General features: G+C 35.1%; 23 protein-coding genes. 21 read left to right on the forward strand and 2 right to left on the reverse strand.

The genetic code is table 11. The annotated features are described in order from the left end of the window. The first annotated feature begins 99 nt into the window (after positions 1-99). The 12 genes from LCF45_RS07550 to LCF45_RS07605 all read left to right on the forward strand — a co-directional run bounded on the left by LCF45_RS07550 (position 100) and on the right by LCF45_RS07605 (position 10,110). Entirely contained in the window at positions 100-1,161 is a 1,062-nt protein-coding gene (locus LCF45_RS07550; RefSeq protein WP_002086645.1) for a YpbB family protein, read from the forward strand. Next, on the forward strand, positions 1,151-2,680 hold the full coding sequence (locus tag LCF45_RS07555) for a RecQ family ATP-dependent DNA helicase (protein WP_002086642.1): 1,530 nt from the start codon (positions 1,151-1,153) through the stop codon (positions 2,678-2,680). Before LCF45_RS07550 ends, LCF45_RS07555 begins: the two co-directional genes overlap by 11 nt. After that, a complete protein-coding gene (locus LCF45_RS07560) occupies positions 2,680-3,243 on the forward strand; it encodes a CPBP family intramembrane glutamic endopeptidase (protein ID WP_002064506.1) in 564 nt (187 codons plus the stop codon). The genes LCF45_RS07555 and LCF45_RS07560 overlap by 1 nt, the downstream gene beginning before the upstream one ends. A 22-nt stretch (positions 3,244-3,265) precedes the next feature. Beyond that, positions 3,266-3,745 carry a LysM peptidoglycan-binding domain-containing protein gene (locus LCF45_RS07565; protein WP_002126396.1) on the forward strand — a complete coding sequence of 160 codons (480 nt, stop codon included), beginning with the start codon at positions 3,266-3,268 and terminating at the stop codon, positions 3,743-3,745. A 71-nt stretch (positions 3,746-3,816) separates the two neighbouring features. Continuing rightward, entirely contained in the window at positions 3,817-4,593 is a 777-nt protein-coding gene (locus tag LCF45_RS07570) for a metallophosphoesterase (RefSeq protein ID WP_002126398.1), read from the forward strand. Next, positions 4,593-5,468 (forward strand): MerR family transcriptional regulator, encoded by an 876-nt coding sequence (locus LCF45_RS07575; protein WP_078206316.1) that lies wholly within the window; start codon positions 4,593-4,595, stop codon positions 5,466-5,468. Before LCF45_RS07570 ends, LCF45_RS07575 begins: the two co-directional genes overlap by 1 nt. A 77-nt stretch (positions 5,469-5,545) precedes the next feature. After that, the gene (locus LCF45_RS07580; protein WP_002126401.1) at positions 5,546-6,154 is read left to right on the forward strand and encodes a genetic competence negative regulator; all 609 of its coding nucleotides are present in this window, start codon (positions 5,546-5,548) and stop codon (positions 6,152-6,154) included. Positions 6,155-6,502: 348 nt separating this feature from the next. Next, the gene (gene gudB, locus LCF45_RS07585; RefSeq protein WP_000225168.1) at positions 6,503-7,789 is read left to right on the forward strand and encodes an NAD-specific glutamate dehydrogenase; all 1,287 of its coding nucleotides are present in this window, start codon (positions 6,503-6,505) and stop codon (positions 7,787-7,789) included. A gap of 80 nt (positions 7,790-7,869) precedes the next feature. Further along, positions 7,870-8,079: a hypothetical protein gene (locus LCF45_RS07590; RefSeq protein ID WP_002126403.1), complete on the forward strand. Its 210-nt coding sequence runs from the start codon at positions 7,870-7,872 to the stop codon at positions 8,077-8,079. A gap of 94 nt (positions 8,080-8,173) precedes the next feature. Beyond that, complete coding sequence (locus LCF45_RS07595) at positions 8,174-8,410, forward strand: DUF3961 domain-containing protein (protein WP_002011789.1); 237 nt, start codon at positions 8,174-8,176, stop codon at positions 8,408-8,410. Positions 8,411-8,489: 79 nt separating this feature from the next. Further along, on the forward strand, positions 8,490-9,020 hold the full coding sequence (locus LCF45_RS07600) for a peptidoglycan recognition protein family protein (RefSeq protein ID WP_002011791.1): 531 nt from the start codon (positions 8,490-8,492) through the stop codon (positions 9,018-9,020). A 109-nt stretch (positions 9,021-9,129) separates the two neighbouring features. Further along, a complete protein-coding gene (locus LCF45_RS07605; RefSeq protein WP_002126406.1) occupies positions 9,130-10,110 on the forward strand; it encodes a YpdA family putative bacillithiol disulfide reductase in 981 nt (326 codons plus the stop codon). 33 nt (positions 10,111-10,143) lie between these two features. Here LCF45_RS07605 and ansA read toward each other — a convergent pair whose 3' ends face one another. Further along, a complete protein-coding gene (ansA, locus tag LCF45_RS07610; RefSeq protein ID WP_002030754.1) occupies positions 10,144-11,118 on the reverse strand; it encodes an asparaginase in 975 nt (324 codons plus the stop codon). 213 nt (positions 11,119-11,331) lie between these two features. Here ansA and LCF45_RS07615 point away from each other — a divergent pair, with 213 nt between their 5' ends. The 5 genes from LCF45_RS07615 to LCF45_RS07635 all read left to right on the forward strand — a co-directional run bounded on the left by LCF45_RS07615 (position 11,332) and on the right by LCF45_RS07635 (position 15,827). Next, positions 11,332-11,505, forward strand: a complete 174-nt coding sequence (locus LCF45_RS07615) for a YpfB family protein (protein ID WP_263894728.1) — start codon at positions 11,332-11,334, stop codon at positions 11,503-11,505. A 130-nt stretch (positions 11,506-11,635) separates the two neighbouring features. Then, entirely contained in the window at positions 11,636-12,313 is a 678-nt protein-coding gene (gene cmk, locus LCF45_RS07620) for a (d)CMP kinase (protein WP_002011798.1), read from the forward strand. A gap of 333 nt (positions 12,314-12,646) precedes the next feature. Then, positions 12,647-13,795: a 30S ribosomal protein S1 gene (gene rpsA / locus LCF45_RS07625; RefSeq protein WP_002126412.1), complete on the forward strand. Its 1,149-nt coding sequence runs from the start codon at positions 12,647-12,649 to the stop codon at positions 13,793-13,795. Between the two features lie 12 nt (positions 13,796-13,807). Further along, positions 13,808-14,857 carry a type 2 isopentenyl-diphosphate Delta-isomerase gene (fni, locus tag LCF45_RS07630; RefSeq protein ID WP_002126413.1) on the forward strand — a complete coding sequence of 350 codons (1,050 nt, stop codon included), beginning with the start codon at positions 13,808-13,810 and terminating at the stop codon, positions 14,855-14,857. A gap of 250 nt (positions 14,858-15,107) precedes the next feature. After that, on the forward strand, positions 15,108-15,827 hold the full coding sequence (locus tag LCF45_RS07635; RefSeq protein WP_063226115.1) for a hypothetical protein: 720 nt from the start codon (positions 15,108-15,110) through the stop codon (positions 15,825-15,827). A gap of 194 nt (positions 15,828-16,021) precedes the next feature. On the opposite strand, the gene LCF45_RS07640 is transcribed toward LCF45_RS07635, so the two are convergent. Beyond that, a complete protein-coding gene (locus LCF45_RS07640; protein WP_000513901.1) occupies positions 16,022-16,156 on the reverse strand; it encodes a YpzI family protein in 135 nt (44 codons plus the stop codon). Positions 16,157-16,273: 117 nt separating this feature from the next. On the opposite strand from LCF45_RS07640, the gene LCF45_RS07645 reads away from it, so the two are divergent. From LCF45_RS07645 to der, 4 genes are all read left to right on the forward strand, one after another. Continuing rightward, a complete protein-coding gene (locus LCF45_RS07645) occupies positions 16,274-16,885 on the forward strand; it encodes a YphA family membrane protein (RefSeq protein WP_002086626.1) in 612 nt (203 codons plus the stop codon). Further along, entirely contained in the window at positions 16,878-17,771 is an 894-nt protein-coding gene (locus tag LCF45_RS07650) for a YIEGIA family protein (protein WP_002086625.1), read from the forward strand. The genes LCF45_RS07645 and LCF45_RS07650 overlap by 8 nt, the downstream gene beginning before the upstream one ends. Then, positions 17,768-17,953: a capping complex subunit for YIEGIA gene (locus LCF45_RS07655; protein ID WP_002086624.1), complete on the forward strand. Its 186-nt coding sequence runs from the start codon at positions 17,768-17,770 to the stop codon at positions 17,951-17,953. Before LCF45_RS07650 ends, LCF45_RS07655 begins: the two co-directional genes overlap by 4 nt. 124 nt (positions 17,954-18,077) lie before the next feature. After that, entirely contained in the window at positions 18,078-19,388 is a 1,311-nt protein-coding gene (gene der, locus LCF45_RS07660) for a ribosome biogenesis GTPase Der (protein WP_002011811.1), read from the forward strand. Positions 19,389-19,402: the final 14 nt, after the last annotated feature.

Here is a 19,402-nt window from a genome sequence, read left to right on the forward strand (position 1 = left end):
ACAAGCATGTAGTGTGAATATGATAAGTTAAATGAATAGCAGTTAATGTGCAATCGTATTGAAAAAGGAATGAAGTTAGACTGAGAGGTGGAAGCGGTAATGCAGCTACAATATACTTTATTATATTGTTTAAAACAATTGAATGGTGAAAGAACCGTTTCTTCGATTTATTATTTATTAAAAGGAAAGAGATCGTCGCAAACATTACAAGATGGGAATATGTTTCAAATTTCTTTTTTGTTTGGGATTTATAAGTCATTAAATAGAGCTGATTATGATCAAGAAGTTGCAAAGTTGTTACAAACGGATTTAGTTCAAGGTATACATGATAATACATATGTGTTAACGACTGCTGGTAACGTGCAATTAAACAAATGGGAAGGTGACTTTGCCTTTCCGACATATTTAAATGGTTTACACTATGGTGAAATAGGTGAAACATTTTGGAAGAGATTATCATTGATCGTTCAAACCATTTCGAATTTACAACAGGCGAATACGAAATTTATTCCAATTCAACAGGATACAGAAATAATGATGTGGGTGAAACGTTTTCTCACTGGAATACCGTATATGAGAAGTGAATTGGCTAAAAGATTATGGAAGGAAATGCATACTCTTTTACAAAAAAATAATCCAGTAGAGGCGACAATCGTAATATATCGGTTAACTGGGTATAAACGTATTGGGTGTACTTTACAACAATTAGCGGAAATTACGAAACAAGATATATTTCGAGTGTATTTTTTATTTTGGGGTACAATTCATTTCCTTATTCAAGAAGTTCGCAATAAAGAAAATGAGTTTCCATTATTAGCTGAAATTATATCTTATCCAAATGAGAAAGCTGATTTATTTAGTTTATCAACAAAAAAAACATATAATCTTTGGAGACAAGGACGCTCTTTAGAAGAAATAGCAACAATTCGGAATTTGAAGGTTGCCACGATAGAAGACCATTTTGTAGAAATTGCTTTACGAGAAAAAGAATTTTCTATTGAAATGTTTATGGAAAAAGAAAAAATGGAAAAAGTAACAAAAGTAATTGAAGCATTACAAACACGTAAATTGCGTGTGTTGAAGCAAGCGGTTGGAGAGGAAATCTCTTATTTTGAAGTACGTCTTGTATTGGCACGGATGGAGGGTATAAATGAAGCTTGAGGAATATTTATATAAGTGGTTTGGATATTCTGAATTTCGTCCGGGGCAAAAAGGAGTTATTACGGACTTATTGGAAGGAAAAGATGTTGTAGCAATGCTTCCGACTGGAAGGGGAAAGTCAATGTGTTATCAACTTCCGGGGCTTCTGCAAGAGGGTACGGTGCTTGTTGTATCACCATTATTATCTTTAATGGAAGACCAAGTTACGCAATTAAAGTATGTCGTGAAAAATCGAGTTATTGCATTGAATAGTTTTCGGACGTTAATTGAAAAAAGAGAAGCAATGAAAAAGCTATCTTTTTATAAATTTGTTTTCGTATCACCAGAGATGTTGCAGTCGGAACTTCTAATAAGAGAATTGAAAAAAATTCATATTTCATTATTTGTCGTAGATGAAGCGCATTGTATTTCACAATGGGGCTATGATTTTCGGCCAGATTATAAAAAATTAGATAAAGTAATTGAGAGTATCGGATCTCCGACAGTACTAGCATTAACAGCAACTGCGACAAAGGATGTACTGCGAGATATAGCGGAAAGTTTAAATCTAAAAAATATTGCTGAGCATGTGTACTCAATTGATCGTCCAAATATTGCGATGGAAGTGCAATTTGTGGAAACAATAGAAGAAAAAAAAGAGGCGCTTTTTGAGCATGTAATGTATTTGCAAGGCCCTGGTATTGTTTATTGTTCAAGTAGGGCCTGGACAGAGCGTTTAACCGAGTATTTAAGAGGAAAAGGAATTACAGGTGTAGCTTTTTATCATGGTGGTATGGAACATGAAGAGCGTATGTTAATTCAACAACAGTTTATGAATGACCAGTTGCAAATTGTAATATGTACAAGTGCTTTTGGGATGGGGGTAAATAAGGCGAATACAAGATATATTATTCATTTTCAATATCCGACAAATGTAGCTTCCTATTTACAAGAAATTGGAAGAGCCGGAAGAGATGGAGAATTGAGTATAGCCATTTTATTATGTAGTCCATTGGATCACGATTTGCCAATTTCAATCATTGAAGATGAATTACCAAGTAAATCGCAAATACAATTTTTATTTTCGTTACTACAAGAAAGAATGTTTCAAACGAAAGTATTACCATTAGAAGATGTAGAAGAAATTTGTTATAATGCAGCAAGATTTAATGAACAGTATTGGCGCTTTACACGTTATCATCTCGAACATCTTGGAATCATACAACAGCGAAATCTCATGCTAGAGAGCTTGTCAGATGAAATAATGCACAGATTAATAGCGGAAGTGGAAGTGAGAATGCGTAATAAATATAGTGAGTTAGAAAATATGAAGTCATGGATACAAGTTCAAGGATGTAGACGTGAATATTTATTACAACAATTCGGTTATAGAAAAGAAAAAGAGATAGAAAACTGTTGTGATTACTGTGGTATTACAAAAACGGATTATAAAAAAAGACGAGCGCAACAGTTAGTTTTCGACTATAATTGGGAAACAGAGTTACAAAAGCTTTTCGGCCTAGGAAAGATGGAGGAATGATGAACATTCAAAGGCATAATGTTGAAGATATGAGTCCGAGAGAAATAAGACTGAATCTCTACATAACACAACTAATCATTATTGGTATCGGTTGTTTACTAGCATATATATTATTTCAAGATAAAAGAGAAGTTTATAGTTTATGGAAATGGGAACCGGTTTCTATACTTTTAATAGGTAGCTTGTTAGCGATTTGTATTGTGTTATTAGATTATGTTGCAATGCGAGTGTTTCCAGAATCTTGGTTTGATGATGGTGGCATTAACGATAGAATGTTTCAAGGGATTTCTGTCATGCATTTACTCGTTATCACGTTTATTATTGGCTTTGCGGAAGAGTTTTTATTTAGAGGTGTAGTGCAGACTCATTTCGGAATTGTAATAGCGAGTTTAATTTTTGCTGTGTTACATATTCGGTATATAACGAAGCCTTTTTTGTTTTGTTTCGTCTGCTTTATTAGTTTTGTTTTTGGTTATGTATTCGAGTGGACAGGAAATTTGTTTATAACAATCTTTGCACACTTTCTTGTTGATTTTATAATGGGGCTCCAATTAAGAAAATAAATGGAAGGTGGTGGTGAACAACATGAGAAAACGAATTCCTGATTTTGAAGAGGAGTTAGAAGTTGAGCAAGTGGAAGAAGATGAAAGTTTACCGCCGCGTAGTGAAATTCATAGAAATAAAGAGAACAAACCAAAGTTTAAAATGAATCACATTTTCGTCCGAGTGTTAACATTTTTGTTCATATTGTTACCTATTAGTATCCTATGGTATACGGATAAGTATATACAGGTAAAAAGTGATAGTAATAATGCTGAGAAAAGTGCGTTTGAAGTAATTTTCTTTGATTCCGCTAAGACTGAATCAAAGAAGCAGCCTGAGAAAGTAGCAACTCATGTTGTGAAAGATGGAGAAACTTTAGAAAGTATAGCGAAGCAATATTTCTCAGATGAAGATGGGATAGAAATAATAAAAAAGTATAATGATTTACAAGAAGACGAAGTGAAGGTAGGACAAGAATTGAAAATTCCTATAAAAGATAAGTCCACGAAGTATGAGAGCTAGCTAAATGAGTGATATATAGCTCCACATAAAATTAAGGACTATACTTTACGAGGAGGGAGAGTAAAAAATATATGTCATGGATTATATTATTATGTACTCTCATATGCATTGGTTTTGTATGTCTTCTTGGAATGTATAAAGAAGCGATGCGTAATACAGTGTTGGAACATACTTTAGTATTCGAAGAATTTCCGGAAAGTTTTCAAAAAGTTAAAGTTTTTTTTATTTCGGATATTCATAGAAGGATCATTTCTAGCTCGCTAATTGAACGAGTGAAAGGAAAAGCAGATATCGTAATTATTGGCGGTGATTTAGCTGAAAAAGGAGTACCTTTATCGCAAATCTCTTTAAATATTCAAAAGTTAAGAGAAATAGCCCCTGTATATTTTGTATGGGGAAATAATGACTATGAAATTGAATATCACGAATTAGATGCTTTATTAATAGAAAATAATGTGAAGGTATTAGATAATACAAGAGTTGTATTTGAATCTGAATTAGGAGAGAAAATTTGCTTACTCGGTATCGATGATGTTGGATTAGAACGAGATCGTTTAGATTTAGCGTTGTCTGATTGTAAAGAAGAAGGTTTTCGCATTTTAATTAGTCACAACCCAGATATAATAAAGAAAATGTCTGGTAATGAACAAATTTCGCTCGTATTAAGTGGACATACACATGGAGGCCAGATTCGGTTGTTTCCATCTGAAAAGTATTTAAAGGGTGGCGTATATAAGCATTCTAATACGACTCTCTTTGTTAGTAATGGGTATGGAACAACATTGTTCCCTCTTCGTTTTCGGGCACCTTCCCAAACACATATCATTACGTTATGCGGAGGGAAATAATGCCGAATTCAAATGGAAAATATAATATAAAAGCTGTCTCAAATATACTCGGAATTCAACCGAGTACACTTCGCGCATGGGAAAGACGCTATCATATTATTGCCCCAAAGAGAAATCGTGCGGGGCATCGTTTATATACAGAAGAGCATATTCATATTTTGAAATGGTTAATGAACAAAGTTTCTGAGGGGATGATGATTGGACAAGCAGTTCAGTTATTAGAAGGGAATCGGTTGCAGAACAACGTTCAAAAAGAAAGAATTACTGATACAGAAGTTGTTTTAGTGGACGATATACTACAAGCTTTGTTAGAATTTGATGAAATTACAATTTCTGCATTATTAAACGAGGTTTTTAGTATATATTCAACGGAAAAGGTTGTTGCAAGCATCATTCTTCAAGTGGCAAACAAGTTGTTAACTTTAAAAAGTAATAATGAGATTACAATGTCGCAATTCAAATATGTTGTATCATTCTTACAAACACGTTTAGGAATGATCTATCATAATGCGTCGGTGTATTCTTCCGTTAACAAAGTTTTCGTTTTAGAAAATAATATATTAAAAGGATTTATTTTCGCGACGTATTTACGACTAAAAGGATATCAAACAATGTATATGGGGACAGGTTTAGATGAAGAAGGTATTTTACTAGCTATTGAACAATTACAACCTAAATATTTGTTTATATCTTTTGATGATGAACGAGAACTTGAAGAGGCAGTAGAATTTATTGACTTGTTGCAAGAAAAAAATGAAAACATCTCTGGTGGTTTTATAGGAAGAAAAGGCATTGGAGATCAATTAAATCTTCAAAATATCCTAATTGGTAACACGAAAGAAGAATGGGATGGATGGTTAAAGATGCCGGAATAGTCGTTCGAAAAGAACCATCTATTTTCTATTTCATATAATAAAAATTAGATGCAATGGTTACGTAGGGAGGGTATGAGATGAGACTGGAACGTTTAAATTATAATAAGATTAAAATTTTCCTAACATTTGATGATTTATCTGAACGAGGATTAACGAAAGAAGATTTGTGGAGAAATGCACCGAAAGTACAGCAACTATTCCGTGATATGATGCAAGAAGCAAATACAGAATTAGGGTTTGAAGCGGATGGACCGATTGCTGTTGAAGTATTTTCTCTACAAGCTCAAGGTATGGTTGTAATTGTAACAAAAGAAAATTACGAAGTGGACACAGAAGATGAGTTCCGTGACGAGTTTATTGAAATGCAAGTGACTCTTGATGAAAGTGAACATATACTTTACGAGTTTGCTACATTAGATGATGTAATCAATTTGTCAAATCGCTTATATAACCTTGGTGTAACTGATGGGAAGTTGTATACGTGGGATGATCGTTTTTATCTTTGGATAGAAGAAGAAGAGCAATTTCAATTATTGAAGGCGGATTTTATAGCTATTTTAGCGGAGTACGGTAATCCGTCAACAGCAACAATTTACCGCGTAATGGAATATGGTAAAGAATTAATGGATTCTCAAGCGATTGAACAAATATACAATTACTTTGTGAAAAAACAAAACCTCAGCTAATGTAACGTAGCTTGAGGTTTTATTTTTATTCAGCTGAAAATCTAAAATCTATAAAACGAAGTGTAGGTAACAAGACTAGCCGATCTGTATGTTAAAATGTAATCAGTATTTCTTGATGAAATAATGGTTTTATCGAATGTATTTTGATGAAAATAAAAAATATTTAAATATTTAAGTATTTTACTTTTCTAAAAGCAATAAAAGGACTATAATAATAGTGAAAACGCTTGCAATACAAAATAGTTTGTATATATTTGTTAGCGTTTTCTATTGCATTCCAAATTTAACGGTGTATACTAGGCAATGAAGGTTTACTAAACAAGTGAAATTACAGGGGGTTTACTTACTATGGTAGCCGAAAAGGGAACTCAAACGAAAACACAACAACAAGGGGAACAGCATTTTGAATTGTTAAATTCAACACAAATTGTAATTAATGAAGCATTAGAAAAATTGGGTTATCCAAACGAAGTATATGAATTATTGAAAGAACCAATTCGTATGATGACAGTGAAAATTCCAGTTCGTATGGATGACGGGACTGTTAAAATATTTACAGGATATCGTGCACAACATAATGATGCTGTTGGTCCAACGAAAGGTGGAATTCGCTTCCATCCAAACGTAACAGAAAATGAAGTGAAAGCACTTTCTATTTGGATGAGTTTAAAATGTGGTATTGTTGATTTACCATATGGTGGAGGTAAAGGTGGAATCATTTGTGACCCACGTGAGATGTCTTTCCGTGAATTAGAAAGATTAAGCCGCGGTTATGTACGAGCAATTAGCCAAATTGTTGGTCCGACAAAAGATATTCCGGCTCCAGATGTATTTACAAACTCACAAATTATGGCATGGATGATGGATGAGTATAGCCGTATCGATGAATTTAATTCACCAGGATTTATTACAGGTAAACCACTTGTATTAGGTGGATCACACGGACGTGAAACAGCGACTGCAAAAGGTGTAACAATTTGTATTCGTGAAGCTGCGAAAAAACGTGACATTGATATTAAAGGTGCACGCGTTGTTGTTCAAGGATTTGGTAATGCGGGTAGCTTCTTAGCTAAATTTATGCATGATGCAGGCGCGAAAGTAATTGCAATTTCAGATGCTTACGGTGCATTACATGATCCGAATGGATTAGATATTGACTACTTACTAGATCGTCGCGATAGCTTTGGTACTGTAACAAAACTATTTAATAATACAATTTCAAATACAGAACTGTTAGAACTTGATTGCGACATTTTAGTTCCTGCTGCAATTGAGAACCAAATTACAGAAGAAAATGCTGATAAGATTAAAGCGAAAATTGTGGTTGAAGCTGCAAATGGTCCAACTACATTAGAAGCAACAAAAATCTTAACAGATCGTGGTATCTTACTTGTTCCAGACGTATTAGCAAGTGCTGGTGGCGTTACGGTATCTTACTTTGAGTGGGTACAAAATAACCAAGGTTACTACTGGACTGAAGAAGAAGTAGAACAACGTTTAGAAAAAGTAATGGTAAAATCATTCGATTCAATTTATGAAACATCACAAGTTCGTAAAGTGAACATGCGCTTAGCTGCATACATGATTGGTGTTCGTAAAATGGCTGAGGCTAGTCGCTTCAGAGGTTGGGTATAATATATAATGTTTTGAGAAAACGTGATTTCCTTTCGAGGGAATCGCGTTTTTTTGTTGAAGTATTAAATGAGGTGTTGTATATGGGGAATGAAATAATGGAACGAGTAGACCAATTAGAAGAAAAGGTTAAGGTGTTAGAGGGTGAACTTGCAAGAGCTAAGAGAGCCCGAAAAACAAGTGTCGTTCGGGTGTTCGGCGAAGGATTATTATTTTTAATATTTGGTGCAGTTGTAGTTGGACCAATTATCGCGTTTATATTCACAATTATTACTTGGTTTGGTGAAAAATAGAATAAAAAATAAAAAAGAACGCTTGTTCTATACGAACAAACGTGCTATACTTTCCTTAGATAAGCAAAACGGAAATGATTTTAAGGAGAGATAAATGATGAAAATGACAGTAGACCAAAGATTTATGATGCCAGCAGATGTTGTAGAACGAGTGGAAGTATTACGAAACAAACAAAGCAAGCGTGGCACATTATTACAATCGGTAAATAAATTTTTCGGTTTAGATACGAAAGAAGATTGTATTTGGTTTTACGGTTTTTACGGAGTGGCTGTAAGTATTGTATTATTTATGGTATTCACATCAAATATTTTCGATGTTCTCTTCGCATAAGAAATATGCCATAAGGACATTGCCACCGAATACATATATAAGGAAGTAAGGTAATTTTTTAGAGCGGGAGTTGGTAGTAATGGCGATGTTCCCTATAGAGCGTAACTATATTGGGTATGGAAATTCACGACCAGGAATTCCTCTTTCAAAAGTAAGATTTATTGTAAGTCATGACACGGGGAACCCTGGTAGCAATGCGATAGGAAATCGGGATTACTTTAATGAAATACAACCGAAAGCTTCAGCGCATACATTTATTGATGATAAAACAATATTAGAAATTGTCCCTATAAATGAAGTTGCGTACCATGTTCGATACAATGTGCCAACGGATAATGAGTTATTCGGTTATGATGCGAATAAGGCTGCAATTGGGGTTGAACTTTGCTATGGTGGCGACGTAAACTTTTGGGAGGCGTATACTCGTTTTACGTGGTATCACGCTTATTTATGTCAAAATTTCGGTTTAAATCCTAAAAAGGCTATTGTGTCACACAAAACGTTGGATCCTACTCGGAAAATCGATCCTGAGAATGTATTAGGGCAACAAGGAATTAAATTTCAGCAGTTTTTAGCAGATGTCTATCGGATGTATGTTTCGTTTAGATGACAAATATATGAAAAATGAATACAATAAAGATAGATGCCTACTGCTGTAAGTAGGTTTTTTCTTGTTTATATAAATAGAGCAGAGGTAGAAGACTAGGAGTGAACTAAGTATGCAAAAAGAAACAGTTATTATTATCGGAGGCGGTCCATGCGGATTAGCAGCGGCGATTTCGTTGCAAAAAGTGGGGTTAAATCCGTTAGTAATCGAAAAAGGAAACATTGTAAATGCAATTTATAATTATCCAACTCATCAAACATTTTTCTCCTCTAGTGAAAAATTAGAAATTGGTGAAGTTGCTTTTATTACAGAAAATCGTAAGCCATTTCGTAATCAGGCGCTTGCGTATTATCGTGAAGTAGTAAAGCGTAAATCTATACGTGTAAATGCATTTGAACGAGTGGAACAAGTTCAAAAAGATGGTGATGTTTTTAAAGTTGAAACGACGAAGCGTGACGGAAACAAAGAAATATATGTTGCGAAATATATTGTTGTCGCAACTGGATATTATGATAATCCGAATTATATGAATGTACCTGGTGAGAAACTTGAGAAAGTAGCTCATTATTTCAAAGAAGGACACCCTTATTTTGATCGAGATGTCGTTGTCATAGGTGGTAAAAATTCAAGTATAGATGCAGCGTTAGAGCTTGTTAAATCGGGTGCACGTGTAACAGTTCTATACCGTGGTGGGGAATACTCGCCAAGTATTAAGCCGTGGATTTTGCCGGAATTTGAGGCGTTAGTACGAAATGGGATAATTCAAATGCATTTCCATGCGCATGTAAAAGAAATTACTGAGCATACGTTGACGTATACAGTAGATGGTGAGGCAAATACAATTCAAAACGATTTTGTATTTGCTATGACGGGTTACCATCCAGACCACAGCTTCTTAACAAAAATGGGAGTTCGGATTGATGAAGAAACAGGGCGCCCGATTTATATAGAGGGTAGTATGGAAACAAACGCTGAAAATATTTTTATTGCAGGTGTAATTGCTGCGGGGAATAACGCAAATGAAATATTTATCGAGAACGGTAGATTCCATGGAGATGCGATTGCGCAAACCATTGCATCAAGAGAAGAATAAAAAGAAGCTGTCGAAATCTTCGACAGCTTCTTTTTAATCGTGCATAAACATATGTTGGATTGTTTCGTGAGAGTTTGTGTTTTCTAGTGCGACTAGTAATTTAATTCGCGCCTTTTGAGCGTTTAAACCGTAGGTGAAAACAATGCCCATATCTTTTAATTGTTTTCCGCCACCTTCATAAGAGTATACGTCTTGAACGATACCGTTAAAGCAGCGTGAAACTAATACAATTGGAATGCCTTTTTCTATTAATCGCCCTAGACTAGGAAGTGTTCTTGGAGGTAAATTACCTTGTCCAAGTGCTTCAATAACAATTCCGTCTACTGGTAGTGTTTCGATTGCTGATAATAATGTATCATCCATACCTGCGTATGCTTTTAGAACGACAACGTTTTTAGAAATCTGTCGTACTGTGCATGTTTCGTGATGCACTAAAGCATGATGGAAAACAACACCACGTTTTGTTACCATGCCAATTGGTCCGTACTGTGGACTTTGGAATGTCGCGACATTACTTGTGTGCGTTTTTGTTACATTTGTAGCACAATGTATTTCGTCATTTAATACGACTAGAACGCCTTTTTCAGCAGCTTCATTACTACTAGCAACTTTTACAGCTGATAAGAAATTATATAGACCATCGGCACCTAATTCATTACTAGAACGCATTGCCCCTGTCACAACGATTGGGATAGTTGCTTGAACTGTTAAATCAAGAAAATAAGCTGTCTCTTCTAATGTATCGGTACCATGCGTGATGACTACGCCGTGAATATCGTCTTGTTTTACTCTTTCGTCAATGATGACTTGCAATTGTAGCATTTCGCTAGGAGTCATGTGAGGAGATGGAAGATGGAACACATCTTCGACAATTAAATCAACATCGCCTTCTAAATCAGGAATGAATTTTAAAAGAGGATTCTTTTTACCTGGTTGTACGACCCCAGTTTCTTTATCTTCCTCCATTGCAATTGTTCCACCTGTGTGTAAAACTAGGATTCTTTTCAATGCTTATACCCCTTTCAAGTTGAAAAATACATTTAGAACATAACATGTTTTGAGTAAATTCGACAATGAAAATGTATAAAAGTATGCTTAGAAAATGACAATAAAATAAATTACCTTAAGTGTGCTCCGGTAAGTGGTTATTAGGTTAGGTTTTGTTTATGGAAATTTATGAGAGTGGATGTGTAAGTGTAGAGAGGGAAGGAGTGAGTTTTTTTGAAAAAAGTGGAGAAAATTATAATTCGTATATTACTGATTCAATTTATTTTTCTTGCTGTCGTCCAACTGCTTTTTATACATAAATCTTCAGTGAAATATTTATCGAAAATTGTTTATTACGAAGGTGTCGTCACGAAAAATAAGGCGGAAATCTTACAGGTGAATAAGTAGTTTTCATTTTCTTCTATGATGGATTATGCTACAATTATTGAGGATTTAATGACGTGAGGCAAATGAGAAGAAGCAGGGGGAAAATACCTGCTTTTCGTTTTGTTTTATAAGTGAAAAATGAGGTGTTACAATGGATAAACGAATTTCGATTGCTATAGATGGTCCAGCGGCTGCTGGGAAAAGTACAGTGGCAAAAGTTGTTGCAAAAAAACTTTCATATGTTTACATTGATACAGGCGCAATGTACCGTACTATTACATATGCAGCCCTTGAACAAAAAGTGGATATTGAAAATGAAGAAAAGTTAATGGAAGTTGTAAAAAATGTAAATATTGAATTTCAGCAAGGGGAAAATACACAACTTGTATTTTTAAATGGACAAGATGTTTCTGAAGTGATTCGTACGCCAGATGTGACGAATCGTGTATCTATTGTAGCAAAGCATCGTCTTGTTCGTGAAGAAATGGTACGTCGTCAACAAGGATTAGCTAAAAAAGGCGGCGTAGTAATGGATGGCCGTGATATTGGTACACATGTACTACCGGATGCTGAAGTGAAAATCTTTATGCTTGCTTCTGTAGAAGAAAGAGCGGAAAGAAGACATTTAGAAAATATGAATAAAGGTTTCGATTCTAATTTAGAGCAGTTAAGAGAAGAAATTGCTAGGCGTGATAAATTAGATTCAGAACGCGAAGTTTCTCCTTTGAAAAAAGCTGATGATGCATTGGAATTAGATACAACTTCTTTATCAATTGAAGAAGTTGTCCAAAAAATTATGGGTATTGTTTCAGGAGTATTTGCGAAATAAAGAAAGAGGACTATCCTCTTTTTTTTTTTTTTTTTTTGAAATGTAAAGGATAAGTGAATTATAAGTCTCTTTTCTTGACAAATGGGCTAATTTGTAAGAAGTTAGTTACAGAGGGGAAAAAATGTCAGAATATATTCGCTATTATATTTCAAATCATACTTTCTTCAAGATGATTTTGCTGTATACTATTTATATAGATTTAATATAGTTTCTTGTGAACTGTATTGAAACAGAATATGTGATGATAAATTCTTAAACATGCAAATGAAAACATTTGTTTTCATTTCGTATATACATAAAAATGCTTTGTCAATTCTGTAGGGAGGTATTTCCATGGTAGAGAAAATGAATGAAGAAGTTATGAATTCAAAAGAATTACAAGTTGGTGACGTTGTTACAGGTTCTGTAACGAAAGTTGAAGAGAAACAAGTTCTTGTAAATGTTGGATACAAAACAGATGGCGTAATTCCGATTAGTGAATTAGCTAACGTTCATATTGAAAAAGCAAGCGATGTTGTAGAATTAGATCAAACACTTGAATTGAAAATTATTAAATTAGAAGATGATGATCTTGTTTTATCTAAGAGAGCTGTTGACGCAGAAAAAGCGTGGGTAGAATTACAAGAAAAATTTAATTCTGGTCATGTATTTGATGTTATTGTAAAAGATATCGTGAATGGTGGGTTAGTTGTGGACCTTGGTGTTCGTGGTTTTATCCCAGCTTCACTTGTAGAAGTACATTATGTAGAAGACTTTGCTGACTATAAAGGAAAAACATTAGCGGTGAAAATTGTTGAATTAGACCGTGAAAAAAATCGTGTTATTCTTTCACATAAAGCGGTAGTAGAACTAGAACTAGATTCTAAGAAAAAAGAAGCAATCTCTTCGTTAAAAGAAGGGGACATTGTTGAAGGAACAGTACAACGATTAACGGATTTTGGTGCTTTCGTTAACGTTGGTGGTGTGGACGGTTTAGTTCACATTTCACAAATTTCACACGAACGTGTAGAGCAACCTTCTGAGGTATTAGAGCAAGGTCAAAAGGTAAAGGTAAAAGTGTTATCTGTTGATGCTGATACGCAACGTATTTCTTTATCAATTAAAGCAGCTCAGCCAGGACCTTGGGAAAATGTTGCTGGCGAAATAAAAGCTGGAGATATTCGTGAGGGAGTAGTAAAACGCCTTGTTACATTCGGTGCGTTTGTTGAAATTTTACCTGGTGTTGAAGGGCTTGTACATGTATCTCAAATTGCAAATCGTCACGTGAAAAATCCAAATGAAGTATTGGAAATGGGACAAGAAGTAAAAGTGAAAGTACTTGAAGTCCATGTAGCAGAAAAACGTATTTCTTTAAGCATAAAAGAAACGCTTGAAGAAAATAATGTAACAGAAGATTATAGCCAATATGAGCCAAATGCTGATTCGGCTACTTTCCAGTTAAGTGATATTATTGGTGAACAACTGAAAAAATTAAAGAAATAAAGAGGGGTACAAGTGGTAAGGGCAAAACGTAAATTAGATCATATTGAATATGCTCTTTCTACTGGTCAGTCTCGTACGCATGGCTTTCATGATATTGATTTTGTGCATCAAAGCTTGCCAAATTCAAGTTATGACACTATAACATGTGAAACAAAAATCGGCGAACTTTCACTAAGTTCGCCGATTTTTATCAATGCGATGACTGGTGGTGGAGGAGAGCAAACATTACATATTAATGAGCAATTAGCATATGTAGCGAAACATCATAACCTTGCTATGGCTGTAGGTTCGCAAATGGCAGCTTTAAAAGATGAAAGTGAAGCGGCTTCGTATAAAGTTGTTAGGAAAGTAAATCCGAATGGGATTTTTTTCGCAAACTTAGGAAGTGAGGCAACTGTCGAACAGGCAGAGCGTGCCGTTGATATGATTGAGGCGAATGCACTGCAAATTCATTTAAATGTCATACAGGAGTTAACGATGCCAGAAGGAGACCGTGATTTTACTGGTGTACTTCAGCGGATTGAGAAAATAGTTTTAAAAAGTAAAGTACCTGTCATCGTAAAAGAAGTCGGTTTTGGAATGAGTAAGGAAACAGTACAACAGTTAGCGAATATAGGTATAACAGCAATTGATATTGGCGGACAAGGTGGTACGAATTTTGCTGCTGTTGAAAATGAAAGAAGACAGCGAATGCTTTCTTATTTTAATAACTGGGGCATACAAACAGCTACCTCGATTATTGAAGCAACCTCTACAAATAATAACCTCTCTTTTATTGCATCTGGGGGTATACAAACAGCACTTGACGTGGCGAAGGCAATCGCATTAGGGGCGAATACAACTGCGTTTGCTGGATACTTTTTACGTATTTTAATGCAAGATGGTGTTGAGAATTTAGTGGATGAAATTGATCTTTTACATACAGATTTTAAATTTATTATGACAGCTCTTGGCGTGAAGACGATAGAAGAGTTACAATCTGTACCTCTTGTTGTAAAAGGTGAAACGTACCATTGGTTAGCGCAGCGAGGGATTGACACTGCACATTATAGTAGGCGATAAAAAATCAACCATCCGGTTGATTTTTTTGCGTTTTATTTTCGTAAAATGAAGAGGGAAGGCGAGAAGTTATCATTCTATATAATTCTATAAATGGAAAAAAAGAGAGTTTATATTATGATAAAAGTATAAATAAATATCATACAGAAAAGCTAAAATTGAAAAAAAGGGGTTATAAAAATGAAGAAATGTAGAAAATATGCCGCTGAATTATTGGAGTATTCTTACTTTTGCCATGTTTGTGGAGAGAAACATGGCAAAAGTAAGAAAGTATTCCTCTCTATATAGCTGGTTAGCGATAAAACAAGATAAGAGATTGCTATTTAAGAGTCAAAAGAAACAAGGAAAAATTTACTATAATTTTGGGGATGAGGATGTTAATAAAAAAGGAGATAATGTATCTTCAAATAGTAAAAATACAATAGGACGCATTACATATAATAGTGAAGATTTTAACATCCATGCACGAAATATAAGAGAAGATACAGCAGTTTCTGGATATAAGAAAAAGGTTGAAATTTCATTAACTTCAAATGTAAGAGAAGGAGATTCTAGTTCAACAACAGCACAATCAGCAATTAAAACGACGAATATTGCAATTGCAGTCGGGAATAAATTGTATAGGAATCCAACGGTGAATGCAGGAAGTGGAATAGAAGCACTAATTTTGCCAAGGGAATTAGGAGAAGACAAAAATCCATCGGAAGATTCGTATACAATTTATTATTTTAATATACCAAATGAAGTGAGTTTAAGTAATGCTGAAGTAGTATTACTTTCTGATCAAGGAAATACCATTGTGAGTAGGGAAATTAAAGGAGAAAAAGAAGATATTGTAGGTGCGAAAAAAGAGGTTGAGCGAAAGTTAAATGAGATAAGAGAGACGGATTATGTACGTGTAGAGGTAAAGAGTAAAGATCCTTCTCTACATACGTATTATGTTATTACATATTCTAAAAACCAACAGGTGTAGTTACGATTAATGCCTCGTTGAGTGATAGGGTTTATAATGCGAAAACAAAAGAATTATATTACGAGTAGAAATAAATAAAATAATTGTGTAAAAAGACGGTTTCGTACAATATCGAAACCGTCTTTTTGTATTGCCTATTTGAGGGCAGCTTGATTGGTGTGGGCTAATAATCCCCCACTGAAGTTTCACTTTATTTAATGCTGATTCTGCTTTCGAGCTTGCTCCGGTGTATCAAGACTTGTTGCACCGGGATATTGAAGTGATTGGTCGCGATCAGATTCAACGCGGCGTGATTCTCTTAGCTTTCGTTCTTGGCGATCTTTACCCATTGTGAGTTACACCTCCTTATTAAAAGTTTTGCTGTTATGAGAAAAACTATGCACAAAGAAAAGGAGGATTAACTTTCATAAAAAGTTCCCATAATGGAAATCATAGGAGGTGAAATGATGGATGGGAGTACTTTTTATTTTGTTGCTTGGATAGGGTGGATTGTCGTGACCTTTTTTATGAAAAAGGAATCTATTCGTTGGAAGATAAGTGCTTGTATATTAATTTTTATTATTTGTTCTCCGTTAAATGTGACGATTGCTTCTTTCACAATATCGGTAAATGCCCTTTTGCTTTGTATTATTTCTTTTGTAGGTATCGCGTTATATTCTATTTGGAAAAAATTATATACCTTACTTTCGGCACTTATTATTGCAATGTTATATACAAGCTTTCATTTGTTAGAAGTATATGATCCAATTTGGATTGTGGTTGATAGGTTGTTGCTGTTAAGCGGTGCACTTGTGTATGCATCGGTTTTATTGCACGGGGATCGCATATTACGATTATGCTCCTTATATATAGGGATGTTACAAGGAGAATTATTGGTGACGCTGATTTTTCGTAAATTACATTTTCCTTATGAATACGGCAGTTTAGCTTTTTTAGATGTTGCTGCTGTTTCCACTTTATTTATGGCGATTTTACTTTGGATTACAAAGGCATCGGTATATATGGAACAATTTAAGAGGAAAACACGTAAAAGAAAGGCGAGGGTAATACATGACTGAATATACACCAGCTATTTTATGTGGCGTAATTGCAGGTACAATAACTAGGTTGTTAATGCTTCGTACCGATACGAGGCAATATCCGACGAGGCTTCACGGGAAAATTATTCATATCGCGATGGGATTAATTGCGGCTGCCTTAGGAGCAATTGCGATTCCGTCTGTTTTGAAAAAAGATTTCTCTGCAATTACATTTCTTACGTTAGCAGCGACGCAATTTCGTGATGTGCGCAATATGGAAAGAAATACGCTTCAACAATTAGATGGATATGAGCTCGTACCACGTGGTAATACATACATTGAAGGAATTGCATTAGTATTTGAAAGTCGTAACTACTTGGCGATGTTAACGTCGTTTGTAACAACGTTTGCGTATATAGGATTCGATTCATGGATTGCCGGGGTAATTACTGGTATAGTAAGTTTTTTCATTGCGAAAAAATTAATGTCAGGTAAAAGACTTCATGACCTTGTAGAAATAGAGCACGTTCCACTTCGTTTTGAAGGAGCGGGACTTTATATTGATAATATTTACATTATGAATATTGGATTGCCAGCAAGGCAAGAAGAAATTATGAAATATGGAATGGGATTTATTTTAAAACCGAAATCGATAGATGCGATGGTTACAATCTCAAACTTAGGACAACGGCAAGCTATTTTACATGATGTTTCGGTTGCTTTAGGAATATATAGAGATTCTGGAACGCCGGCACTTGTACCGTTAGCGAAGCGTGATTTAGAGGATGGGAGAGTTGGGATTTTTGTTCTGCCGCAAGATCAAGATGCAGAAAAAGCGATAGGGGTAATCGGAAATGTACCAACATTAGAGAGTGCTGTTCATATGTCATCAGAAGCTCCGAAAGGAAGGGGAGATAAGAGATGATGTTAGAAAGTGTTATTCTCGCAGTCATTACAACAACGCCAGAGAAATTTGCAGGTGGTGCCCCTTTATTTATTTGCGAGTCGACAGAGGAACTGGAATTTGTTGCAAATAATTTAGAGGCTATTTTAGATGGTATTGCACATCGCTTACAAGATAATGTATATATTATTGTGAAACATTAGTAACGTGTGGTATAATGTGAGGTGTTTTGATACGTTGAGAAATATTCTGGAATGCAAATCCCTTCTTGCACAAAGAAGGGTTTTTTACATAATAAACAGAAGCAAGTTGAAAGGATGAAAGTATATGCCGAAACCAGTAATAGCGATAGTAGGCCGCCCGAACGTGGGGAAATCTACTATTTTCAATAGAATTGTTGGAGAAAGAGTTTCAATCGTAGAAGATATACCAGGTATAACGCGAGACCGTATTTATAGTGCGGGAGAATGGTTAAATCATGAGTTTAACATTATTGATACAGGTGGAATTGATATTGGAGATGAGCCGTTCTTGACACAAATTCGTCAACAGGCGGAAGTAGCGATTGATGAAGCGGATGTTATCATTTTTATGACGAATGGTCGCGATGGTGTAACTGCAGCAGATGAAGAAGTTGCTAAAATTTTATACCGTTCTAAAAAACCAATTGTACTTGCGGTAAATAAGGTTGATAATCCAGACATGCGTAGTGATATTTATGATTTTTATGCATTAGGATTTGGCGAGCCATTCCCGATTTCAGGTACACACGGTTTAGGACTTGGTGATTTGTTAGATGAAGCTGCAAATCATTTTCCAAAGATTGAAGAAGAAGCGTATGACGATGAAACAATCCGTTTCTCTTTAATTGGACGTCCAAACGTAGGGAAATCATCACTTGTAAATGCACTTCTTGGTCAAGAACGTGTAATTGTAAGTAATATAGCGGGAACGACACGTGATGCTGTTGATACACCATATAGTAAAGATGATCAAGATTATGTAATCATCGATACAGCTGGTATGCGTAAAAAAGGGAAAGTATACGAAAGTACAGAAAAGTATAGTGTACTTCGTGCACTTAGAGCGATTGAACGTTCTGACGTTGTTTTAGTCGTTTTAGACGGAGAAGAAGGAATTATTGAGCAAGATAAAAAAATCGCTGGATATGCTCATGATTCAGGACGAGCTGTTATTATCGTTGTAAACAAATGGGATGCAGTGAAAAAAGATGAAAAAACAATGAAAGCATTTGAAGAAAACATCCGTGCTCATTTCCAATTTTTAGAGTATGCACCGATTGTATTCTTATCTGCGAAAACGAAAAAGCGTACACAAACGTTATTACCGGTTATCAATGAGGTAAATGAAAGCCATAGCATCCGTGTACAAACGAATGTATTAAATGATGTAATTATGGATGCGGTAGCGATGAATCCAACGCCGACACATAATGGTAGCCGTCTGAAAATCTTCTATGCGACACAAGTTGCGGTAAAACCACCAACATTTGTTATATTTGTAAACGATACAGAATTAATGCACTTTTCATATGAGCGCTTCTTAAAGAACCGTTTACGTGAAGCGTTCGGTTTTGTAGGAACGCCGATTCACATTATCGCTAGAGCAAGAGACTAATGGAGAGGATGTGA

The organism is Bacillus sp. 41-22, assembly GCF_025809295.1.
GTDB lineage: Bacteria > Bacillota > Bacilli > Bacillales > Bacillaceae_G > Bacillus_A > Bacillus_A mycoides.

Excerpts from the sequence above, each read along its gene's own strand:
- LCF45_RS07555 (WP_002086642.1), top strand. The coding sequence starts at position 1,151 with ATGAAGCTTGAGGAATATTTATATAAGTGGTTTGGATATTCTGAATTT.
- cmk (WP_002011798.1), top strand. The coding sequence starts at position 11,636 with ATGGATAAACGAATTTCGATTGCTATAGATGGTCCAGCGGCTGCTGGG.
- LCF45_RS07575 (WP_078206316.1), top strand. The coding sequence starts at position 4,593 with ATGCCGAATTCAAATGGAAAATATAATATAAAAGCTGTCTCAAATATA.
- LCF45_RS07565 (WP_002126396.1), top strand. The coding sequence starts at position 3,266 with ATGAGAAAACGAATTCCTGATTTTGAAGAGGAGTTAGAAGTTGAGCAA.
- rpsA (WP_002126412.1), top strand. The coding sequence starts at position 12,647 with ATGGTAGAGAAAATGAATGAAGAAGTTATGAATTCAAAAGAATTACAA.
- LCF45_RS07645 (WP_002086626.1), top strand. The coding sequence starts at position 16,274 with ATGGATGGGAGTACTTTTTATTTTGTTGCTTGGATAGGGTGGATTGTC.
- LCF45_RS07590 (WP_002126403.1), top strand. The coding sequence starts at position 7,870 with ATGGGGAATGAAATAATGGAACGAGTAGACCAATTAGAAGAAAAGGTT.
- LCF45_RS07595 (WP_002011789.1), top strand. The coding sequence starts at position 8,174 with ATGATGAAAATGACAGTAGACCAAAGATTTATGATGCCAGCAGATGTT.
- LCF45_RS07580 (WP_002126401.1), top strand. The coding sequence starts at position 5,546 with ATGAGACTGGAACGTTTAAATTATAATAAGATTAAAATTTTCCTAACA.
- LCF45_RS07650 (WP_002086625.1), top strand. The coding sequence starts at position 16,878 with ATGACTGAATATACACCAGCTATTTTATGTGGCGTAATTGCAGGTACA.
- LCF45_RS07570 (WP_002126398.1), top strand. The coding sequence starts at position 3,817 with ATGTCATGGATTATATTATTATGTACTCTCATATGCATTGGTTTTGTA.
- gudB (WP_000225168.1), top strand. The coding sequence starts at position 6,503 with ATGGTAGCCGAAAAGGGAACTCAAACGAAAACACAACAACAAGGGGAA.
- LCF45_RS07640 (WP_000513901.1), bottom strand. The coding sequence starts at position 16,156 with ATGGGTAAAGATCGCCAAGAACGAAAGCTAAGAGAATCACGCCGCGTT.
- LCF45_RS07550 (WP_002086645.1), top strand. The coding sequence starts at position 100 with ATGCAGCTACAATATACTTTATTATATTGTTTAAAACAATTGAATGGT.
- der (WP_002011811.1), top strand. The coding sequence starts at position 18,078 with ATGCCGAAACCAGTAATAGCGATAGTAGGCCGCCCGAACGTGGGGAAA.
- LCF45_RS07560 (WP_002064506.1), top strand. The coding sequence starts at position 2,680 with ATGAACATTCAAAGGCATAATGTTGAAGATATGAGTCCGAGAGAAATA.
- LCF45_RS07635 (WP_063226115.1), top strand. The coding sequence starts at position 15,108 with ATGGCAAAAGTAAGAAAGTATTCCTCTCTATATAGCTGGTTAGCGATA.
- LCF45_RS07600 (WP_002011791.1), top strand. The coding sequence starts at position 8,490 with ATGGCGATGTTCCCTATAGAGCGTAACTATATTGGGTATGGAAATTCA.
- LCF45_RS07655 (WP_002086624.1), top strand. The coding sequence starts at position 17,768 with ATGATGTTAGAAAGTGTTATTCTCGCAGTCATTACAACAACGCCAGAG.
- LCF45_RS07605 (WP_002126406.1), top strand. The coding sequence starts at position 9,130 with ATGCAAAAAGAAACAGTTATTATTATCGGAGGCGGTCCATGCGGATTA.